The sequence below is a fragment of the Corynebacterium sp. LK2590 genome, assembly GCF_040946105.1.
Taxonomy (GTDB): Bacteria; Actinomycetota; Actinomycetes; order Mycobacteriales; family Mycobacteriaceae; genus Corynebacterium.
In genome coordinates, this window is record NZ_JAYWMH010000003.1 from 79,353 (window position 1) to 98,058 (window position 18,706).

Consider the following 18,706-nt stretch of genomic DNA (forward strand, 5'->3'; position numbering starts at 1 on the left):
CCTTTTTAGCTCTGCTCAGGCTTAACGATGGGGAATAGCACCGTCTCGCGAATGCCCAGGCCGGTCAGGGCCATCAGCAGGCGGTCGATGCCCATGCCGGTGCCGGCTGTCGGCGGCATGCCCTGCTCCATCGCGGCGAGGAAGTCCTCGTCCAGGACCATGGCCTCCTCGTCGCCGCCGGCGGCCAGGCGGGCCTGATCTTCGAAGCGCTCGCGCTGGATGACTGGGTCGATGAGCTCGGAGTAGCCGGTGGCCAGCTCGAAGCCGCGCACGTAGAGGTCCCACTTCTCGGTAACCCCGGGCTGGGTGCGGTGCGAACGGGTCAGCGGGGAGGTCTCCACCGGGAAGTTCTTGACGAAGATCGGGCCCTCGAGCTGGTCCTCGCAGAGCACCTCCCAGATTTCCTCCACCAGCTTGCCGTGGCCCCAGCCGGTGCCGACCTCGAGGCCGATGACGTCGGCGATGCCCTTGAGCTCCTCCACGGAGGAGTCGATGGTCACCTCCGGCTGGCCCGGGAACTTGCGCGCCAGCGCCTCGTTCAGCGAGGGGTACATCTCAATCTCCGGCCATTCCTCGCCGCCGAAGTCGTACTCGGTGCCATCGGCCAGGGTGACCTTCTGCGAGCCGAAGACCTCCTGGGCCACCGCCTGGATGGACTCCCGGGTGGTGCGGGCGCAGTCGTTGTAGTCACCCCAGGCCGCGTAGGTCTCGAGCATGGCGAACTCCGGCGAGTGAGACTTGTCGATGCCCTCGTTGCGGAAGTTGCGGTTAATCTCAAAGACGCGATCGATGCCGCCGACCACCGCGCGCTTCAGGAACAGCTCGGGGGCGATGCGCAGGTAGAGGTCGATGTCCAGCGCGTTGGAGTGGGTCACGAACGGGCGAGCTGCCGCGCCGCCGTGCAAGGTCTGCAACATCGGGGTCTCGATCTCGTTGAAGCCCTGGGACTCCAGGTAGTTGCGCAGGGCGCGCACGACCTTGATGCGGATCATGGCATTGTCGCGCGCTTCCTTGCGCACGATGAGGTCGTTGTAGCGCTGGCGCACGCGGGTGTCCTCAGCCATGTCGGCAAACGAGACCGGCAGCGGGCGCAGGGACTTCGAGGCCATGGTCCACTCGGTGGCCATCACGGACAGCTCGCCGCGGCGAGAAGAGATGACCCGGCCGGTCACGGAGATGAAATCGCCCAAGTCGACGTCCTGCTTCCAGGCATCGAGGCGCTCCTTGCCGACCTCGGCCTGGGAGAGCATGGCCTGCACCTGGGTGCCGTCGCCGTCCTGCAGCGTGGCGAAGCACAGCTTGCCGGTGTTGCGCATAAAGATAAGGCGCCCGGCGATGGAGACGACGTCCTCGGTCTCCTCCCCTACCGCCAGGTAGGTTACGCCTTCTTCCGAACCGGCGGCCTCGTCCTCGGCCAGCACGCGGTACTTGGCGCGCAGGTCGGCCAGGGAGGTGGTTCGGGCTACCGACACCGGGTAAGCCTCGGTGCCGTCAGCGAGCAGGCGGGCGCGCTTGTCGCGGCGGATCCGTAGCTGCTCCGGGATGTCTGGGGTCTCATTCTTCTTTTGCTCGCTCACGCCCAACAGAATACCGCATGCCATCTGCGGCGGTGTTAACCCGTACTTCATGAAAACGTCGTCCGATATCAATCTGAATCTAAATATCCAGTTACTTCACCGAACTAAGTTCTAGGCGCAACTTTCCATGACTTTCTATAATCGATTTTGGAGCATTCACCCATGGCACTGAAGGGCCGTAATCTTCTTAGTTCCTTGTTTACTTCCTCCCGTTCCAGCCTGACCTGCACCTACAAGTGCGGCAACGCCTGCTTCGGGGAGGCAGACAACCCGACCTCCAACCCGTACTTCGGCGATCAGTTCAGCCGCCGCACCGCGCTGCGCGCCGGCGGCCTGGGCGTCGTCGCCGTCGGCGGCAGCGCCGCCCTGGCTGCCTGCTCGGCCCCGGAGGAGAACACCGGCAGCGCCTCTACCACCACCACCGAGGCCGACGTCGAACTGACCTCCGCCGAGGGTATGAAGTTCGAGCCGGTCGAGCCGAACACCAAGGACGAAGTCGTCGTACCTAAGGGCTACCAGCAGTCCGTGCTCATCGCCTGGGGCGATCCGGTCATCGAGGGCGCCCCGGAATTCGACGTCCACAACCAGACCTCCCAGGACGCGGAGAAGCAGTTCGGCTTCAACAACGACTTCGCCGGCCTAGTAGAGCACCCGAACGACCCGGAGCGCTTGGTCTACGTCTGCAACCACGAGTACACCACCGAGCCGCAGATGTTCCCGGACTACGACGCTGAGAACCCCACCGAGGAGCACGCGAAGATCGGCTGGGCCAACCACGGCCTGACCGTGCTGGAGGTCTCCAAGGCTGAGGGCGGCAACCTCAAGCGGGAGTTCGGCCCGCTCAACCGCCGCATCACCCTGACCACGCCCTTCCGCCTGACCGGCCCGGCGGCCGGTTCGAAGTACGTGAAGACGGACAAGGATCCGGAGGGCACCACCATCTCCGGCACCATGGCTAACTGCTCCGGCGGCGTTACCCCGTGGGGCACCATCCTGTCCGGCGAGGAAAACTTCGACGCCTACTTCGCCAACGCCAAGGTCGACGACGAGCGCGCCCAGAAGTCCCTGGACCGCTTCGGCTTCGAGGACGAGCCCTCCCAGCGCAAGTGGGAGCGCTTCGACGACCGTTTCGATATCGCCAAGACGCCGAACGAGCCGAACCGCTTCGGCTACGTCATCGAGCTGGATCCGCTCGACCCGCAGTCGACGCCCATTAAGCACTCCGCCCTGGGCCGCTTCAAGCACGAGTCCGCGAACGTCCACGTCACCGACGACGGCACGGTGGTCACCTACTCCGGCGACGACGCCCGCTTCGAGTACATCTACAAGTTCGTCTCCTCCCGCAAGATCAAGGAGGGCGACACCCGCCACAACATGACCATCCTGGACAACGGCACCCTCTACGTCGCCGAGCTGAAGGGCAACTCCCCGGAAGAGGAGATCGACGGCTCCGGCGTCCTGCCGGAAGACGGCAAGTTCGACGGCACCGGCGTGTGGAACAAGCTGCTGACCGTGGACGGCGACAAGGCCGAGTCCCACGTGGAGGGCTTCAGCGCCGAGGAGGTCGCCATCTTCACCCGCGAGGCCGCCGACAAGGCGGGCGCGACCAAGATGGACCGCCCGGAAGACGTGGACATCCACCCGCAGACCGGCAAGGTCTACGCCGCCCTGACCAACAACTCCTACCGCGGCGCCACCGGCGAGGACGCGGGGAAGAACCAGGAGGACCCGAAGGAATGGGCCCCGGTCAAGGAGAACAAGAACGGCATGGTCATGGAGATCTCCGACGACCACGCCGGCGAAAAGTTCACCTGGAACCTCTTCCTGGTCTGCGGCGACCCGGCCACCGCGGACTCCTACTTCGGCGGCTTCGACAAGGAGAAGGTCTCCCCGATTTCCTGCCCGGACAACCTGGCCTTTGACTCCCACGGCAACCTGTGGATCTCCACCGACGGCAACGCCCTCGAGTCCAACGACGGCCTGTACGCGGTCACCACGGAAGGCGAGACCCGCGGCGAGCTCAAGTGCTTCCTCACCGTCCCGACCGGGGCCGAGACCTGCGGGCCCATCGTCACCGACGAGCGCGTCATGGTCAACGTCCAGCACCCGGGCGAGGATGACGAGGCCGCCTTCGACGAGCCCTCCTCCCACTGGCCGGACGGTGGCAACTCCACCCCGCGCCCGGCCGTCGTAGTCGTCTGGAAGGAAAACGGCAACATCGGCGTATAGGGTACACTAACCTAACTGTGTTCAGGTTTAGGTTAGTCGCACCCTTGTGCCTAGCGCTCGTGGTCGCCCTGTGTCTGGCAAGCCTCTTTGTCGGCGCGCGGGCGACCACTTTTGCGCAAGTATGGGAGGCCATCCCGGGCGGTTTCCGCTACGCTTTCGACCCCGGCGCGCCCGCGGACGAATTCGAGATGCTCCTGGGCATCCAGCGTCTCCCGCGCACTCTTCTCGCGCTCATCGCCGGCACCTGTCTCGGTGCCGCGGGCGCGCTCACCCAGGCTTTTACCCGCAACCCGCTGGCCGATCCCGGCATCCTCGGCGTGACCGCCGGGGCGGCCGCGGCGGTGGCGCTGGCCGTGTCGACCGGCGTGACGGATTCCTTCGTCTGGCCCGCCATCCTGGGCGCGGTCCTAGTGACCAGCCTGCTGTTCGCGCTTAACTCCAGCGGTAGCCCACTGACTTTCGTGCTCGCCGGCATGGCCCTGTCGGCCGTCCTCATGGCGCTGGTCAACGCCCTGGTCCTCACCAACGACGAGGTGCTCGACGCCATCCGGCAGTGGGCCACCGGCTCGGTCGCGGGTCGCGACTTCGGGACGGTAGAAGTCACCGCGCCCATCGGCATCGTCAGCCTGGTGGCCGCCATCCTGCTGTCCCCGCTGGTCAACCTGGTACTGCTCGGCGATGCCACCGCGCAGTCCCTAGGCGTGCCCGTCTCGGCGGTCCAAGCTGGCGGGGTTATCGTCATCGCCGGCCTGACCGGCGCGGCCGTGGCGGCGGCCGGTCCGGTGGCGTTCATCGCCTTGGCCGCCCCGCACATCACCCGTCGGCTAGCCGGCGTGGACTACCGCCTGATTGTCCCCCTGTCCGGCCTCGTAGGCGGGGTGTGCGCCCTCTTGGCCGACATCCTGGGCCGCCTGCTTGCCCGCCCCGGGGAGCTGCCCATGGGCATCGTCCTGGCGCTGCTGGGCGTCCCGATCTTCATCCTCCTGGTGCGCGGCAACAAGATTGGAGGCAACCTATGATTCGCTGGTTGACTCTCATTGCCCTGGCTGTCCTCGGCGTGGTCGTCTCCGTCATGCAGGGCGATTTGGCGCTTTCCTTCTCCGACGTGGTGGCCGTTTTTACCGGCGGCGGCTCGGCCGCCCACCGCGCGGTCATCCTGGAATTCCGGCTCGGGCGCGCCGTCGTTGCCCTGGTGGTCGGCGCGGCGCTGGCCTACTCCGGCGCGCTCACCCAGTCCGTCGCCCGCAATGGGCTGGCCAGCCCCGATATCCTGGGGGTGACCAACGGGGCATCGTTAGCCGCGGTGGCCGCCATCGTCTTTGGTTGGGGCATGACGCCGGTAGCCGCCATCCTCGGCGCGGCTCTTACCGCCGTGGCCATGGTCTTTTTGGCCGGCCGGGGCCGCAGCATGGTGCAAATCGTGCTGGTCGGCGTGGGCCTGTCGATGTTTTTGTCCTCGCTCACCACCTGGCTTCTGGCCTACGCGCAGCTGGATCGCGCGGCCAGCGCCCGCATGTGGATGGCCGGCTCCCTTAACGGGAGGGACTGGCACCACGCGTGGGTTCCCCTGGCCACCGTGGTCATCGCCGTCGCGCTGGCCGGTTGGCTTTCTTTCCAACTGGCCGCGCTCAGCCTCGGCGACGCCACCGCCCACATCCTGGGGCACAACGTCCGCCTGGCCCAGCTCATCCAGCTGCTGGTGGCAGTCGTGCTGGCTGCCGTTGCCGTCGCGGCCGCCGGTCCGATCGGCTTTTTAGCTTTCGTGAGCCCGCACGTGGCGCGAATGGTCTCCCGCGCCCCCACCCCGCCGCTGCTTTTCTCCGCGGCGGTGGGTGCTACCGCACTGTTGTGGGCGGACATCGTCGCCCGCGTGGTGCTGCCGTGGCCGCTGCCGGTGGGCGTGGTCACCGCCTTCCTGGGCGCACCCCTGCTGTTTATCTTGGTCATGCGCACCCGAGCAAAGGAAACTGTGTGATGGATATCTTTTCTTTGGACAACGTCAGCGTCGGCTACGGGAACAAACCCGTGGTCACGGACCTGAACCTGCGCCTGCCGGAAGGCGGCATCACCTGCCTCATCGGCCCGAACGGCTGCGGAAAATCCACCCTCCTCAAGTCCCTGTGCGGACTCTTGCCCCACACTGGAAAGCTGGAGTTTTATAACCGCGATCTGGGCAGCTGGAACCGGCGGGAGCGCGCCCGCTACCTGAGCATGCTGCCGCAATCCCCCGTGGCCCCGGAGGGGCTGACGGTCGGCCAGCTGGTCGCGCGCGGGAGGCACCCCTACCAGACGTGGTACCAGCGCTGGTCTGCCGGCGACGACGCCGTCTACACCGACGCAGTCACCACCACCGGCCTAACCGATCTCACGGACCGGCCCCTCCACCAGCTCTCCGGCGGGCAGCGGCAACGCGCCTGGATCGCTATGACCATCGCGCAAGATACCCCAGTCATGCTGCTCGACGAACCCACAACGTACCTCGACCTGGCGACGTCCGTCGACGTCCTGCGCTTGGTCCGGCAACTAGTCGATGCCCGGGGCAGCACCGCCATCATGGTCCTCCACGATCTGAACCTGGCGGCCCGCTGGTCCGATCGTCTAATTCTGCTCGGCGCGGACGGAAAGCTAGCGGCCCAGGGCTCCCCGACCGAGGTCCTCACCGAGGACCTTTTGGCCGCAGTTTTCGGCCTCGAGGCGGTCATTGCTACTGACCCCATAAGTGGGGGACCCTTGGTGGTGCCGCGATAGGTTAGGCTAACCTTCTAGGGAATAGTCCGCTACCTAGGAGGCACCCTTGCCCGTCGCACGACGCATCCTCGCCCTGTCCGCCACCGCAGCTCTTTCGCTCGGCCTCGTCGCTTGCAGCGACAACGCTGAGAATTCGGAAAACGCAGAGAACTCGGAGGCCGCTTCCTCTAGCACCGCAGACAGCACCTTCCCGCGAACGATCCAGACGCAGGACAAGGACCGCCAGGAAACCGATCTCACCATCGAGTCCCAGCCCAAGAAGATCGTCTCCGCCTCCGTCACCCTGACCGGCGCCCTGCTCTCCCTCGACGCGCCCGTCGTCGCCTCGGCCGGCGGCAACCCGGACGCCCCGATGTTCGCCGACGGCACCGGCTTCGGCCTGGCCTGGGACGAGGTCGCCCAGCAGAAGGGCATCGACTCCATCTACACCATCGGCTCCGCCTCCGCCGAGGCCGTCCTGGCCCAGGATCCGGACCTGGTGGTCATGTCTAACGTCGGCAACGACTCCGGCGCCGAAATCTACGACCAGCTCAAGGACATCGTCCCGGTCCAGGTCATCGACTACTCCGACCAGTCCTGGCAGGACACCACCCGGGAGGTCGCCGAGGCCGCCGGACTGGAGGACAAGGCCGATGAGGTCATCGGGGACTACGACGCCGCCGTGGAGAAGGCCAAGGGCAACCTGGACATCGAGCAGCCCGTCAACATCGTCTCCCCCACCAAGGACGGCATGAACTTCTTCACCGAAGAATCCGCCCAGGGCCAGATCTTCAGCGACCTGGGCATTGAGGTCGCCACCCCGGCAGAGGACCTCGTCGGCACCTCGGCGCAAGGCTCCAAGCGCGGCGACGTCAAGGCCGTTAACACCGAAAACCTCCCGCTCGCCCTGGACGGCAAGAGCGCCTTCGTTCTCAACCTGGGCGGCAAGCCGGCCGATGAGAAGGTCCGCAAGGATCCCCAGCTGGCCGACACCGAGTCCGTCCGGAACAACCACGTCTACCCGCTGGACGGCGAGTTCTTCCGAATTGACGCCTTCTCCGCGAAGGACCTGGTGGACCACCTGCAGGAAGAATTCGGAAAATAATTCGTACATTTTTTCGAAAAAGGGTAGCACAATGTCGGACGGTTGCGTATTGTGTGGGTTAGTTAGAACAGATTAGCTAACTCACAACCGGGGGAATTATGCAGCCCTACTACACCGTCAATACTCCCTACTGTCCGACTGCTACCGCCTGTACCACCTACCGCCGCAACTACTACTACCTCTGGCAAGACCTCCGCCCTGCTCGCAGCGCTGACGACGAGCTCGCCATCAAGCGCTTAGCCCTAAAAACCGGTCTCTCCTTCACGCGCGCACGGGATTATTGCGAGAGCCTAGAACGGCTCGACACCTTGCCGAAGTTAAAACACTTAGTCGAAACCCTGCACCACCTCGAGTTCAAACAACTCACCCTCATTGATTCCGTCCTCAACAAACTAGGCGCCACCCCGTCCTCGGAATCGCTCGCGCGGATCGATACCGGACTCGCCGACTACCTGACCCCAACGCAGCCCGCCCAGGTCCTGCCCTCCCACGAAAATCTCCGCCGGAAGCTCAACCGGCCCGTCAACGCAGAATTGGAACTTACCCAACCACCCCACGAGCCTCCCCCGCCGCATTATTCCGCCGGGCCCGTCGGCTCCAACCGCGGCGAGATCGTCGCGGAATACGACGCGGAGACCACCGCCGCCATGGACGCCGCCATCCGGAAGGTCGCCAAAGACAACAACGTCAGCCCGGCCAAAGCGCTGGCCGGGCTCGTCCTGGGCAAGTATGGCTCGCCGCGCGTCGTACTCAACATGTTCATGGCTCAGGACCTCCCAGAAAGCGGCGGGTTCATCGACGGCTACGGCTGGGTCGACGCAGACACCGCCGACCACATGGCCGAAAAATCCGACCATCAGCGCGACATGGCAGCCGCGGCCGAAAAACGCAGCTCGAACTACCAGACCCCGGAGGACATCAAGGCCTTCCTCAACGGCCGGGACGGCTGCTGCCGGTACCCGGGCTGCAGCATCCCCGCCATCAGGTGCCAGAAAGACCATTGCAAAGACTTTCACGACGGCGGCCCCACTGCCGCGAGCAACCTGGTCAACCTCTGCCAGCACCACCACAACATCAAGACCGACGGCCGGGTGACTTATATCCTCGACCCGCGCACTGGGACCGTGGTGTGGCTTTCCAACGACGGCACCTGGGAGTCCACGTCGCCGGAAGGCCCGCTGTCCGCGAAAAACGTTAACTGGATGCGGACCATGGCACAGGCGCAGCACTCCCGCCGCGACCGCGCGCACACCAAGGCCACCTCCCCCGTTTTGGAAAACCAGCCCCTACACGAAACTTTCGTGCCACAATAGTGATTCATTGCACACTTCCACGGAGGGTATCATGAACTCACTCATACTCGCTGCCATCGGCGTCGCGATGATGGCCGCCGGGTACCTGCTCTATTCCCGTTTCCTCGGAAACCGAATTTTCCGACTTTCCCCTAACTACGCCACCCCCGCGCACACCATGCGCGACGGCGTCGACTACGTGCCCACCAACAAGTACGTCCTGTGGGGGCACCACTTCACCTCTGTTGCCGGCGCGGCCCCGATCATCGGTCCGGCCGTGGCCGTCATCTGGGGCTGGCTGCCCGCGTTCCTGTGGGTGACCATCGGCACCGTCCTCATGGCCGGAATGCACGACCTCGGCGCGCTGTGGGCATCGCAGCGTCACCGCGGCCAGTCCATCGGTACGCTGTCCGGCCGTTACATCGGCTCGCGCGGGCGCAACCTCTTCCTGGTCGTTATTTTCCTCCTCCTGCTGATGGTCAACACCGCCTTCGCGGTCGTCATCTCCAACCTGTTGGTCTCCACCCCGACCGCGGTCATCCCGACCTGGGGCGCCATCGTCGTGGCATTGTTGATCGGTCAGGCAATCTACCGCTTTAACTGGAACCTGCCGGTGGTCTCCATCGTCGGCGTCGTGGCCCTCTACGCGCTGATGATCATCGGCGACCGCGTGCCGGTGGTGCTCCCGGAGACCGTGCTGGGGATCCCGGCCAACGGCGTCTGGATCATCGCGCTGTTCATCTACGCCTTCGCGGCTTCCCTGCTGCCGGTCTGGGTGCTGCTCCAGCCGCGCGACTACATCAACGGCCTCCAGCTTTTCATTGGCCTGGCCATCCTCTACGGCGCCTTCCTGTTCACCGCCCCGGACATCGTCGCCCCGGCGCTTAACGATGCCGTCCCGGACGGCACCCCCTCCATCTTCCCGCTGCTGTTCGTCACCATTGCCTGCGGCGCGATCTCCGGCTTCCACGGCGTGGTGGCCTCGGGAACCTCCTCGAAGCAGCTGGACAAGGAAACCGACGCCCGCTTTGTCGGATATTTCGGCGCCGTCGGTGAGGGCCTTTTGTCCCTGGGCACGATCATCGCGACCACGGCCGGGTTCAAGACCATCCAAGATTGGGAAGAGATTTATCACGAGTTCAACGCCGGGGGCGTGGACGCCTTCGTCGCCGGTGGTGGCTCGTTGATGAACGAGGGCCTCGGTATCCCCACCTCGCTGTCGGGGACCATTCTCGCGACCATGGCCGTGCTCTTCGCCGCCACCACCATGGACTCGGGCATCCGCCTGCAGCGCCTCGTGGTCCAAGAAATCGGCGAGGTCGTCGGGGTGCGGATCGGCGCCCTGGTGGCTACCTGCATCGCGGTCGGCGTGGCCTTCGCGCTGACCTTCTCCCAGGGCACCGACGGCTCGGGCGGCATGACTATCTGGCCGCTGTTCGGCACCACCAACCAGCTGATGGCCGGCCTGACCCTGGCTATCCTGGCCGTCATCCTGACCTACCTGCGCCGGCCGACCCTGCCGGTGCTCATCCCCTTCGCCTTCCTCATGGTCATGTCCGTCTGGGCGCTGATTATGCAGCTCGGCACCTTCTGGCAGGAGCAGAACTGGCTGCTGCTGGTCATGGACGTCATCATCCTCATCGCCGCCCTGTGGGTCACCGTCGAGGCGCTCGCTTCCCTCCAGCGTGCGCGGCGAAGCCCGGCCATTACCTGGACCGACGAGGACGTCGACGCCCCGGAGCCGGTCCGATGAGCCTGCGGCAGCTGCTCCAGGATTACTACGCCGGCCCCTACCGGGCGACCTTCGCCAAAGCCAAGCAGGAGGAGGATGACCTGTTCCTGCTGCTGGTGATGTCGGAGGCGCTCGGGGTTCCCAACCCGGCGACCTATTACACCCTGGAATTGCTGCCGGTCGTCTACGACGAGTTCCACGCCTGGCATCGGCGTATGGGGATGGATCGCTCCCCGCTGGAGGGCATCTCATGCTGCTAAAACCGGTGACGTTTTTCGGCGGCAAGGGCGGCGTCGGCAAGACCACCCTGGCGGCCGCCGCGGCGTGGAAGGCCGCGCAGCAGCATTCGACGCTGTTGGTTTCGACGGACCCGGCGCACAACCTGGGGCACCTCTGGGACGTCTCGCTGGGCGATACCCCCACGCCAGTCGCCGACCGCCTCGACATCGTGGAGATCGACCCGGCCGAGGTCACGGAAAAACACCTGGCCGAGGTCCGGCACACGATGCACAAGATGATGCCGGAGCGGCTGCACTCCCAGGTCAACCGGCACCTGGACCTGGCCCGGCAGTCACCGGGGACGCACGAATCCGCGCTGCTGGAGCGCATGGCGGACCTGGTCGATACCGACTACGAACGGATCATCTTCGATACCGCCCCCAGCGGCCACACCGCCCGCCTGGTGGAGCTGCCCGAAATTATGCAGGCCTGGACCGACGGGCTGTTGGAGCGGCGGGACCGTTCGGATCGTTTTAGCTCCCTGGTCCGCGGGCTCGGCGGGGAGGCCGGTTCCGAGCAGGTGGATAAGCGCAACCAGGAGATCCGGAGCATCCTCTGGCGCCGCCGGGAGCGTTTCGTGCGGCTGCGGGCGACGTTGCAGCAGGACTCCGAGTTCTATCTGGTGCTAACCCCCGAGAGGCTCCCGGTGCTGGAAACCACCGAGTTTTATCACCAACTCCGGGACAGTGGGATGACCGTGGGCGGGGTTATCGTCAATCGCCGGTCACCGCAGGGGCAAGGCAGCTTTATGGAGGCCCGCCGGCGGGTCGAGGACGCGGCGCTTAGCGGCTTGGCGCTGCCAGTCCCGACCGTGGAGGTGCCGCTACTTCCCGCGGACGTCGGACCGGAGCAACTCGGCTTCATCGCGGAGCTGCTCTGACTGGTACTCGTCCCAGTTCTTAAAGCCCACGCCCAGCGGCAGGCCGACGTTGTCGATAAGGCGTATTCCGCCCAGGGTGGCGGCGACGAGGAGGCGGGCATCGCCCTGCTCGGGCGCGGGGCCGAGGTCCTTGCCGCGTACGGCGACGTAGTCGGGATCCACGCCGGCGGAGTGAAGTACGGCCTCGGTGACCTCGAGGACGTGATCGGCGCCGGCTTCGGCCGCATGCGCCCCGGCGGTTAGCGCGGCGGAGATGGCGGTGGCCGCGGTGCGGTGCTCGGCGGGCAGGCGGGTATTGCGCAGGCTCATCGCCACGCCCTCGGCGGTGCGCACGGTGGGCACGCCGTGGAGGCGAGCCCCCAGGTGCAGGTCGCGCACGGCCTGGTTTAAGGCCAGGTGGTATTCGTAGTCCTTCTCCCCAACCACGACGTCGGAGGGGCGCAGCGCGCCGATGAGCGCCAGCGGCAGCGCGAGATCCTGAACGGGTTCCAGGCCCCGGTCGGGGGTCGGCACGGCGATGGTTTTTCCGTGCGGCCAGAGGGTCTCGGCATCGTAGCGCCAGACCACGTCGGCGTCGGGAGCCTCGCCTTCCCGCAGCGCGACGACCACGACGGCGGAGCGGATGGCGCGGGCCGCGCGGATGAGCGCCTGGTGGCCGGCGTGTACGCCGTCGCCGAGCATGACCAGCACAACGGGCCGGCCGGTCTTCGCGTAGGCGCTGCCAACCATGCGGATCTTGTCGAGATCACTGGTATCTATCATTACTCCCCCAGAATTCTAGGTCGATGTCCCCGCGCAATTCTGCCAGGCGGCGGGCATAGGTCAGGTAGGCGGGGTCGCCGTTGTATCCGGCGATGATCTGCCGCGCGCTCAGCGGCGTGTAGTCGTTGCCGCCGCCCTCCCGGGCGAGAATCTCGCGGAGCATCTCCCGCTTGTAGACTCCGGCGACGAAGTCGGGGCGGTCGGCATCGCTGAGCAGCATGTACTTCCCGTGAGACTCGAAGACCAGCAGGGTGGCGACGGTCTCGCCGAGCTCGTCGAGGGCGTCGACGGCCCAGGCCTCGTCGTCCACCGGGCAGACGGCGGCGACGATCGCGCCGCGGGTCTCCAGGGCATCGAGAGCCTGGGCCCCGCGGGTCAGGCAGGTGTGCATGACGATGGTGCCGGAGCGGACGATGCCGGCCGCCTCCTCAATGGCCGCCGGCAGCCGGTCCTCCTCGACCGCCAGGATGAGAGCCTCCGCGTCCGCGGCGTTGCCGACCTTGTGGCCGGCTTGGGCCAGGCGCTCGGCAAAGAGTTTTCCGGGGGCGGAGTCACCGATCACCCCGATGCGCATGCGCGGTGCGTCCACGACTACTTGTTTTTCTTCATCTGGGCCATGAGCTGCGCGACGGAGACCGAGCCCTCGCGGTGAGCGTCCTGGCGGCGGCGACCGCGCTTTTCTTCCTTTGGCTTGCTCACTTCCGGATCCCCGCCGGAGTCCCAACGCACGGCCTGGAAGGAATCAGTCTGGAAGGTGGGTTCTTCCTTCTTTGGCTCCTGCTCTTCGGCTTCCTGCTTTTCCTTGATGATTTCCTCGAGCGGGGTCTCCTGCTGCGTCTGGTTGCCCAGGCGGCCGGCGATGGCGTCCTCCGAAGGCGCGCCGGCGGAGGTCTGCTTGAAGTTATCCTCGAGCTCCATGATGCGGCGGGCCTCGGCGCGCAGGGCGGCCGGTTCGTAGCCGAACTCGCGGCCCGAAAGGTCCTCCAGCTGCTTGCGGATGGTGCTCAGCTGCTCGCGGATTTCGGCGAGGATCTCCGGTTCCTCGGCGCTCTGCGCCTTCTCCAGCTCCGCCTGGTGGAGCTTCTCGCGGTAGGCGAGCTCGTCCTCGCTCTTCTGCGCCAGGCGGCGGTAGCGGGTAACGAGGAAGAACCCGACCACAGCGGCCCACAGAGCAGCAAGGAGTGCGATCTTTAGCGCGGCGTCGGAACCGGCAATGAGCATGACGATGCTGGCAATAATTGCGAGCACCACCAGCACTGCGAGCCCAATCTGGCCGCGATCGGTCTGGTTATTCATGGGTACTACTCTAACGCGTCCGATCCAGTTTCGGGCGGAGGGACTTCGCAGTATCGTTCCAAAACCACGCCGGCGATGGCCATGGCCAGCCCTCCCAGGGCGGAGGCCAACACGCCGGTCAGATCGTCGGAGGCAGCAGCCAGGCGACCGGCGTTGGGGATGACGTAGCAGGCGATGCCCGCGTACGCGCCGCCGACGATGGTCCCGGTCCAGGCCGAGGCCTTCGCCACGAGCATGAACTGGGCGATGGTAAGCGGGTTCAGCTGGGTGCGGTCCAGGCCGATGCCGTCGTCGCTTTTGGCCTGCCGTACCTTCCAGGCCAGCCCTAAGCAGAGCACGGTCATGACCCACAAGGTGATGGACACCGTCACGGGGATGGACAGCATGGAGCCGTAGAAGCGAGCGGTGAGGATCGCGGCCGCGGCGGCCACGAAGAGCCCTACCCCGATGAGCGTTCCGATGGAGGTGCGTTTCACTTAGCGTTCCTTGATCTCAGCGACCTCGGCCGGTTCCAGCTTCGCGACCAGCTCGCGGACGGGCGCGCCGTTCAGGGTGGCACCCGGGTCGGCCGCCAGCCACGGGACTAAGACGAAGGCGCGCTCGTGGGCGTACGGGTGCGGCACGGTCAGCTCGGGATCGTCGCTGGTATAGCCGGCGATGTCGACAATGTCGACGTCCAGGGTGCGCGGGCCCCAGTGGCGGATGCGCTGGCGGTCGGCGGCCTGCTCTAGCTCCTGGCCGCGGCGCAGCAGCTCGATCGGGCTGTCCGCGACGTCGACGATGAGCACCGCGTTGAGAAATTCGTCCTGGTCGGTAACGCCCCACGGCGGGGTGGAATAGATGGGCGAGGCCGCCACCGTCTCCGCCGCGAATTCGTCGAAGACGGTCTGCAAGAGCTTTTCCCGGTCGTCCAGGTTGGAGCCGATGGATAGTACCGCGCGCATTAGCCCCTCCGGATCGTCTTCTTCGAGCGCCGGGCGACGACGGCGACGTCACCGAAGTTGCGCTCGATGGGCGCCTGCGGCTTATGCACGGTCACCTCGACGGCGAAGAGCTGCTCGTAGGATTGCATGGCGGCGTCGGCGATGCGGGAGGCGACGGTCTCGATGAGATCGTAGGGCTCGCCCTCGACGAACCCGGCGGCGAGATCCGCCAGTTCCGCGTAGTTGATGGTCTCGGCCAGGTCATCGTTCGGGCTGAAGCTTAACCAGCAGGTGATATCGACGAGGAACTTCTGCCCGTCCCGCTTTTCGTGGTCGAAGACCCCGTGGTAGCCGTAGCACTCGAGGCCGGTCAGCTCAATGCGGTCAGCCATTAGTTCCCCTGGTAGTCCGCGCCGAGCTTCCAGGCGGCGGCGACATCGACGGCGTCGCGGGAGACGGCCACCTCGTGCACGCGCACGCACCACGCGCCCAGCTGGGCGGACAGCGCGGTGACGGCGGCGGTGGCGGGGTCGGCTTCCTGCGGGCCGGCCGGCAGGTCGCGGTTTTTCCGGATGCCGGTCAGGAAACGCTTCCGGGAGGCGCCTACGAGCACCGGGTAAGGCCCGTCGATGAATTCGGGCAGGGCTTTCAGTAGTGCCCAGTTGTCCTGCGGGGTCTTGGCGAAGCCCAGGCCCGGGTCAATGCTGATGTTGTTTTCTTTCACGCCGGCCTGCAGCGCCTGCTCGACCAGGTCGTCCAAGACGTTGTGCACATCGCGCACGACGTCCCCGCCGTGGTCAGCCGCGCCCGCGGCGTCGCCGAAGCGGACGGTGCGCCAGTGCATTAGGCACACGGGCAGGTCAGTCTCCCCCATCACGCGGAACATGTCCGGATCGGCCAGGCCGCCGGAGACGTCGTTGAGCAGATCCACGCCAGCCTCGGCGGAGGCGGCCGCCACGCTGGCGCGCATGGTGTCCACGGAGGTAAGGATCCCGTCTTCGTGGAGGGCCTTGATCACCGGGGTGACGCGGTCGCGCTCAACCTCCGCGTCCACGCGGGTAGCCCCCGGGCGGGTGGACTCGCCGCCGACGTCGATGATGTCCGCGCCCTGGGCCACGAGCTCGTGGGCGTGCGCGATGGCGTCGTCGACGGCCAGCCACTTGCCACCGTCGGAAAAGGAATCCTCGGTTACGTTAACAATCCCCATGACCAGCGTGCGGTCGGTCGGGGCGGACAGATCTGCAATCGACATGGTTTCTAGCTCCGGATAAGGCTCATGACCTCAGCGCGTGAGGCCGCGTTGGTTTTGAACCCGCCGCGCACGGCGGAAGTCGTGGTGGTCGCGCCCGGCTTGCGGATGCCCCGCATGGCCATGCACAGGTGCTCGCACTCGATGACCACGATAACCGACTGCGCACCCAGGGTATCGGTCAGCGCGTCGGCGATTTGGGTGGTCAGGCGCTCCTGCACCTGGGGGCGCTTGGCGTACATATCCGCCAGGCGGGCCAGCTTGGACAGGCCGGTGACGTGCCCGTCCTTGCCGGGGATATAGCCGATGTGGGCCACGCCGTAGAAGGGCACCAGGTGGTGCTCGCAGGTGGAATAAATCGGGATATCGCGCACCAGGACCAGCTCTTCGTGGTTCTCGGCGAAGGTCTTGTGCAGTACCTCGGTGGGATCCACGTGCAGGCCGGCGAAGATCTCCGCATAGGAGCGGGCCACGCGGGCCGGGGTCTCTTGCAGGCCCTCGCGGTCCGGGTCTTCGCCCACGGCGAGGAGGAGTTCGCGGATAGCCGCCTCTGCGCGCGGTTGGTCGAAGGAATTAGTCATCGTCGCGGTCCTTGTCGTAGTCTCCGGTGTGTTCGCCGAAGTTGAATCCGTACTCGCCGGACAGGGTCTCGCCGGCCTCTCGGCGCTCGCGGGCCGCGCGGGAAGCATCCAGCAGCGTCATGCGCTTGGGCAGCTCCTCGCCGCGCTCCTTGGCGAGCTCGACCGGGGTCTTGACCGGCTCGCGGCCGGCCTGCTGCGGGAAGCGCACGTTTTCGCCCGGGAAGACGTCGTAAGACTCGCGCGGGACGATGTCGGTGAACAGGCGCTCTAGGTCCGGGCGGCGCAGCGTTTCCTTCTCCAGCAGCTCAGTGGCCAGGGCGTCGAGGTAGTCGCGGTGCTCGGCCAGGATCTCGTAGGCCTGCTGGTGGGCGCGATCGAGCAGGTAGTGCATCTGCTCGTCGATCTTGGCGGCAACCTGCTCGGAGTATTCGCTGGTGCCACCCGGGCGCCCGGCGAAGGGGTCTCCCTGTTCCTGGCCGTATTTCACGGTGCCCAGCTCCGGGGAGAAGCCGTATTCAGTGATCATGGCGCGCGCGATCTTGGTGGCCTGCTCGATATCGGCGGACGCGCCGGTGGTCGGGTGGCCGAAGACCAGCTCCTCGGCGGCGCGGCCGCCCATGGCGAAGACCAGGCGGGCAAACATCTCATCCCGGGTGTACATGCCCTTGTCGTCTTCCTGGGCGGTCATGGCGTGGCCGCCGGTGCGGCCGCGGGCCAGGATGGTGACCTTGTAGACGCGCTCGATGTCCTTGAGCGCCCACGCGGACAGGGTGTGCCCGCCCTCGTGGTAGGCGGTGACCTTCTTCTCCTGCTCGGAGATGATCTTGGACTGGCGGCGCGGGCCGCCCACCACGCGGTCGGTGGCCTCCTCGAGGGCGTCGGCGGTGATCACGTTGCCGCCGATGCGGGCGGTCAGCAGCGCGGCCTCGTTGAGCACGTTGGCCAGGTCGGCGCCGGACATGCCGGCGGTGCGCTTGGCCAGCTGGGTGACGTCCACGTCCTTGCCCAGCGGCTTGTTCTTGGAGTGCACGCGCAGGATCTGCTCGCGGCCGGCCAGGTCCGGGGCGGTGACCGGGATCTGGCGGTCGAAGCGGCCCGGGCGCAGCAGCGCCGGGTCCAGGATGTCCGGGCGGTTGGTCGCGGCGATGAGGATGACGCCCTCGCGGTCGCCGAAGCCGTCCATCTCCACCAGCAGCTGGTTCAGGGTCTGCTCGCGCTCGTCGTGGCCGCCGCCCATGCCGGAGCCGCGCTGGCGGCCGACGGCGTCGATCTCATCGACGAAGATGATGCACGGGCTGTGCTCCTTCGCCTGCTTGAACAGGTCGCGCACGCGGGACGCGCCCACGCCCACGAACATCTCCACGAAGTCCGAGCCGGAGATGGAATAGAAAGGCACGCCCGCCTCGCCGGCCACGGCGCGGGCCAGGAGGGTCTTACCGGTGCCGGGCGGGCCGTAGAGCAGCACGCCGCGCGGGATCTTCGCGCCGAGTTCGTGGTAGCGGGTCGGATCCTCCAGGAAGTCGCGGATCTCTTGGAGCTCGTCGACGGCCTCGTCCGCGCCGGCCACGTCCTCGAAGGTGTTGGTCGGCATGTCCTTGGTGAGCTCTTTGGCCTTGTTGCCGCCGATGCCGAACATTCCCCCGCCCTGCTGCATGCGGGACATGAAGAAGAACAGGAGGCCGAACAGCAGGAGCATCGGCAGCAAGAAGCTGAGCATGGAGCCCAGGAAGGATTCCTGGGTCACGTTGGTCTCGTACTTCTCGGCGTCGGTGTCCTTGACCGCGTTGAAGATCTGCTCGCTGGCCCGGGCCGGGTACTGCGCGACGATTTGCTCGACGCCCTCGCGGTCCTCGACCGTGATGGGCTTTTTCAGCTCCAGGCGCAGCCGCTGTTCGCGGTCGTCGATCTGGGCTTCCTTCACGTTGCCGTCCTGCAACTGCTGGATGGCCACCGACGTGTCCGCCGGCTCGTAGCCGCGGGTGTCGTCGGTCAGGAAGGTAAAGGCGTACAGGGCGATGAGCAGGATCGCCGCAATGCCGCCGTAGCGGAGGATTTTCTGGTTTTTCATCAAGGA

18 protein-coding genes and 1 pseudogene are annotated in these 18,706 nt (G+C 66.3%); 9 read left to right on the plus strand and 10 right to left on the minus strand.

What is annotated here, in order from left to right:
- Positions 1 to 5 precede the first annotated feature (5 nt).
- Positions 6 to 1,577, minus strand: coding sequence for a lysine--tRNA ligase (gene lysS / locus VVR85_RS05110; RefSeq protein WP_368519872.1), 1,572 nt, complete (start codon positions 1,575 to 1,577; stop codon positions 6 to 8).
- Between the two features lie 162 nt (positions 1,578 to 1,739).
- Between lysS and VVR85_RS05115 the strand changes: the two genes are divergently transcribed.
- From VVR85_RS05115 to VVR85_RS05155, 9 genes are all read left to right on the plus strand, one after another.
- Positions 1,740 to 3,806: a PhoX family phosphatase gene (locus VVR85_RS05115; RefSeq protein WP_368519873.1), complete on the plus strand. Its 2,067-nt coding sequence runs from the start codon at positions 1,740 to 1,742 to the stop codon at positions 3,804 to 3,806.
- A 59-nt stretch (positions 3,807 to 3,865) separates the two neighbouring features.
- Entirely contained in the window at positions 3,866 to 4,825 is a 960-nt protein-coding gene (locus tag VVR85_RS05120) for a FecCD family ABC transporter permease (protein ID WP_368519874.1), read from the plus strand.
- A gap of 8 nt (positions 4,826 to 4,833) precedes the next feature.
- Positions 4,834 to 5,781: a FecCD family ABC transporter permease gene (locus tag VVR85_RS05125; RefSeq protein WP_368519875.1), complete on the plus strand. Its 948-nt coding sequence runs from the start codon at positions 4,834 to 4,836 to the stop codon at positions 5,779 to 5,781.
- A complete protein-coding gene (locus VVR85_RS05130) occupies positions 5,781 to 6,554 on the plus strand; it encodes an ABC transporter ATP-binding protein (protein ID WP_368519876.1) in 774 nt (257 codons plus the stop codon). The genes VVR85_RS05125 and VVR85_RS05130 overlap by 1 nt, the downstream gene beginning before the upstream one ends.
- A 46-nt stretch (positions 6,555 to 6,600) precedes the next feature.
- Positions 6,601 to 7,638, plus strand: coding sequence for a Fe2+-enterobactin ABC transporter substrate-binding protein (gene fepB / locus VVR85_RS05135; RefSeq protein WP_368519877.1), 1,038 nt, complete (start codon positions 6,601 to 6,603; stop codon positions 7,636 to 7,638).
- A gap of 98 nt (positions 7,639 to 7,736) precedes the next feature.
- Positions 7,737 to 8,951 (plus strand): HNH endonuclease signature motif containing protein, encoded by a 1,215-nt coding sequence (locus VVR85_RS05140; RefSeq protein ID WP_368519878.1) that lies wholly within the window; start codon positions 7,737 to 7,739, stop codon positions 8,949 to 8,951.
- A gap of 31 nt (positions 8,952 to 8,982) precedes the next feature.
- Complete coding sequence (locus tag VVR85_RS05145; protein WP_368519879.1) at positions 8,983 to 10,683, plus strand: carbon starvation protein A; 1,701 nt, start codon at positions 8,983 to 8,985, stop codon at positions 10,681 to 10,683.
- Positions 10,680 to 10,922 (plus strand): cory-CC-star protein, encoded by a 243-nt coding sequence (locus VVR85_RS05150; protein ID WP_290223308.1) that lies wholly within the window; start codon positions 10,680 to 10,682, stop codon positions 10,920 to 10,922. Before VVR85_RS05145 ends, VVR85_RS05150 begins: the two co-directional genes overlap by 4 nt.
- Positions 10,913 to 11,821 carry an ArsA family ATPase gene (locus VVR85_RS05155; RefSeq protein WP_368519880.1) on the plus strand — a complete coding sequence of 303 codons (909 nt, stop codon included), beginning with the start codon at positions 10,913 to 10,915 and terminating at the stop codon, positions 11,819 to 11,821. The genes VVR85_RS05150 and VVR85_RS05155 overlap by 10 nt, the downstream gene beginning before the upstream one ends.
- Here VVR85_RS05155 and VVR85_RS05160 read toward each other — a convergent pair.
- The 9 genes and pseudogenes from VVR85_RS05160 to ftsH form a co-directional block, all read right to left on the minus strand.
- Positions 11,765 to 12,583, minus strand: a complete 819-nt coding sequence (locus VVR85_RS05160) for a pantoate--beta-alanine ligase (protein ID WP_368519881.1) — start codon at positions 12,581 to 12,583, stop codon at positions 11,765 to 11,767. The genes VVR85_RS05155 and VVR85_RS05160 overlap by 57 nt on opposite strands.
- A complete protein-coding gene (locus tag VVR85_RS05165) occupies positions 12,567 to 13,172 on the minus strand; it encodes a hypothetical protein (RefSeq protein WP_368519882.1) in 606 nt (201 codons plus the stop codon). The genes VVR85_RS05160 and VVR85_RS05165 overlap by 17 nt, the downstream gene beginning before the upstream one ends.
- A gap of 2 nt (positions 13,173 to 13,174) precedes the next feature.
- Positions 13,175 to 13,879 carry a DUF6779 domain-containing protein gene (locus tag VVR85_RS05170; RefSeq protein ID WP_368519883.1) on the minus strand — a complete coding sequence of 235 codons (705 nt, stop codon included), beginning with the start codon at positions 13,877 to 13,879 and terminating at the stop codon, positions 13,175 to 13,177.
- A 5-nt stretch (positions 13,880 to 13,884) separates the two neighbouring features.
- Positions 13,885 to 14,355 (minus strand): DUF3180 domain-containing protein, encoded by a 471-nt coding sequence (locus VVR85_RS05175; protein WP_368519884.1) that lies wholly within the window; start codon positions 14,353 to 14,355, stop codon positions 13,885 to 13,887.
- The gene (gene folK, locus VVR85_RS05180; protein WP_368519885.1) at positions 14,356 to 14,823 is read right to left on the minus strand and encodes a 2-amino-4-hydroxy-6-hydroxymethyldihydropteridine diphosphokinase; all 468 of its coding nucleotides are present in this window, start codon (positions 14,821 to 14,823) and stop codon (positions 14,356 to 14,358) included. It lies immediately after the preceding gene.
- Positions 14,823 to 15,194 carry a dihydroneopterin aldolase gene (gene folB / locus VVR85_RS05185; protein ID WP_368519886.1) on the minus strand — a complete coding sequence of 124 codons (372 nt, stop codon included), beginning with the start codon at positions 15,192 to 15,194 and terminating at the stop codon, positions 14,823 to 14,825. Before folB ends, folK begins: the two co-directional genes overlap by 1 nt.
- Complete coding sequence (gene folP / locus VVR85_RS05190; protein WP_368519887.1) at positions 15,194 to 16,054, minus strand: dihydropteroate synthase; 861 nt, start codon at positions 16,052 to 16,054, stop codon at positions 15,194 to 15,196. Before folP ends, folB begins: the two co-directional genes overlap by 1 nt.
- A 5-nt stretch (positions 16,055 to 16,059) precedes the next feature.
- The gene (gene folE / locus VVR85_RS05195; RefSeq protein WP_296203329.1) at positions 16,060 to 16,632 is read right to left on the minus strand and encodes a GTP cyclohydrolase I FolE; all 573 of its coding nucleotides are present in this window, start codon (positions 16,630 to 16,632) and stop codon (positions 16,060 to 16,062) included.
- Between the two features lie 73 nt (positions 16,633 to 16,705).
- A pseudogene (gene ftsH, locus VVR85_RS05200) lies at positions 16,706 to 18,700 on the minus strand (ATP-dependent zinc metalloprotease FtsH); the annotation flags it as partial.
- Between the last annotated feature and the right edge of the window lie 6 nt (positions 18,701 to 18,706).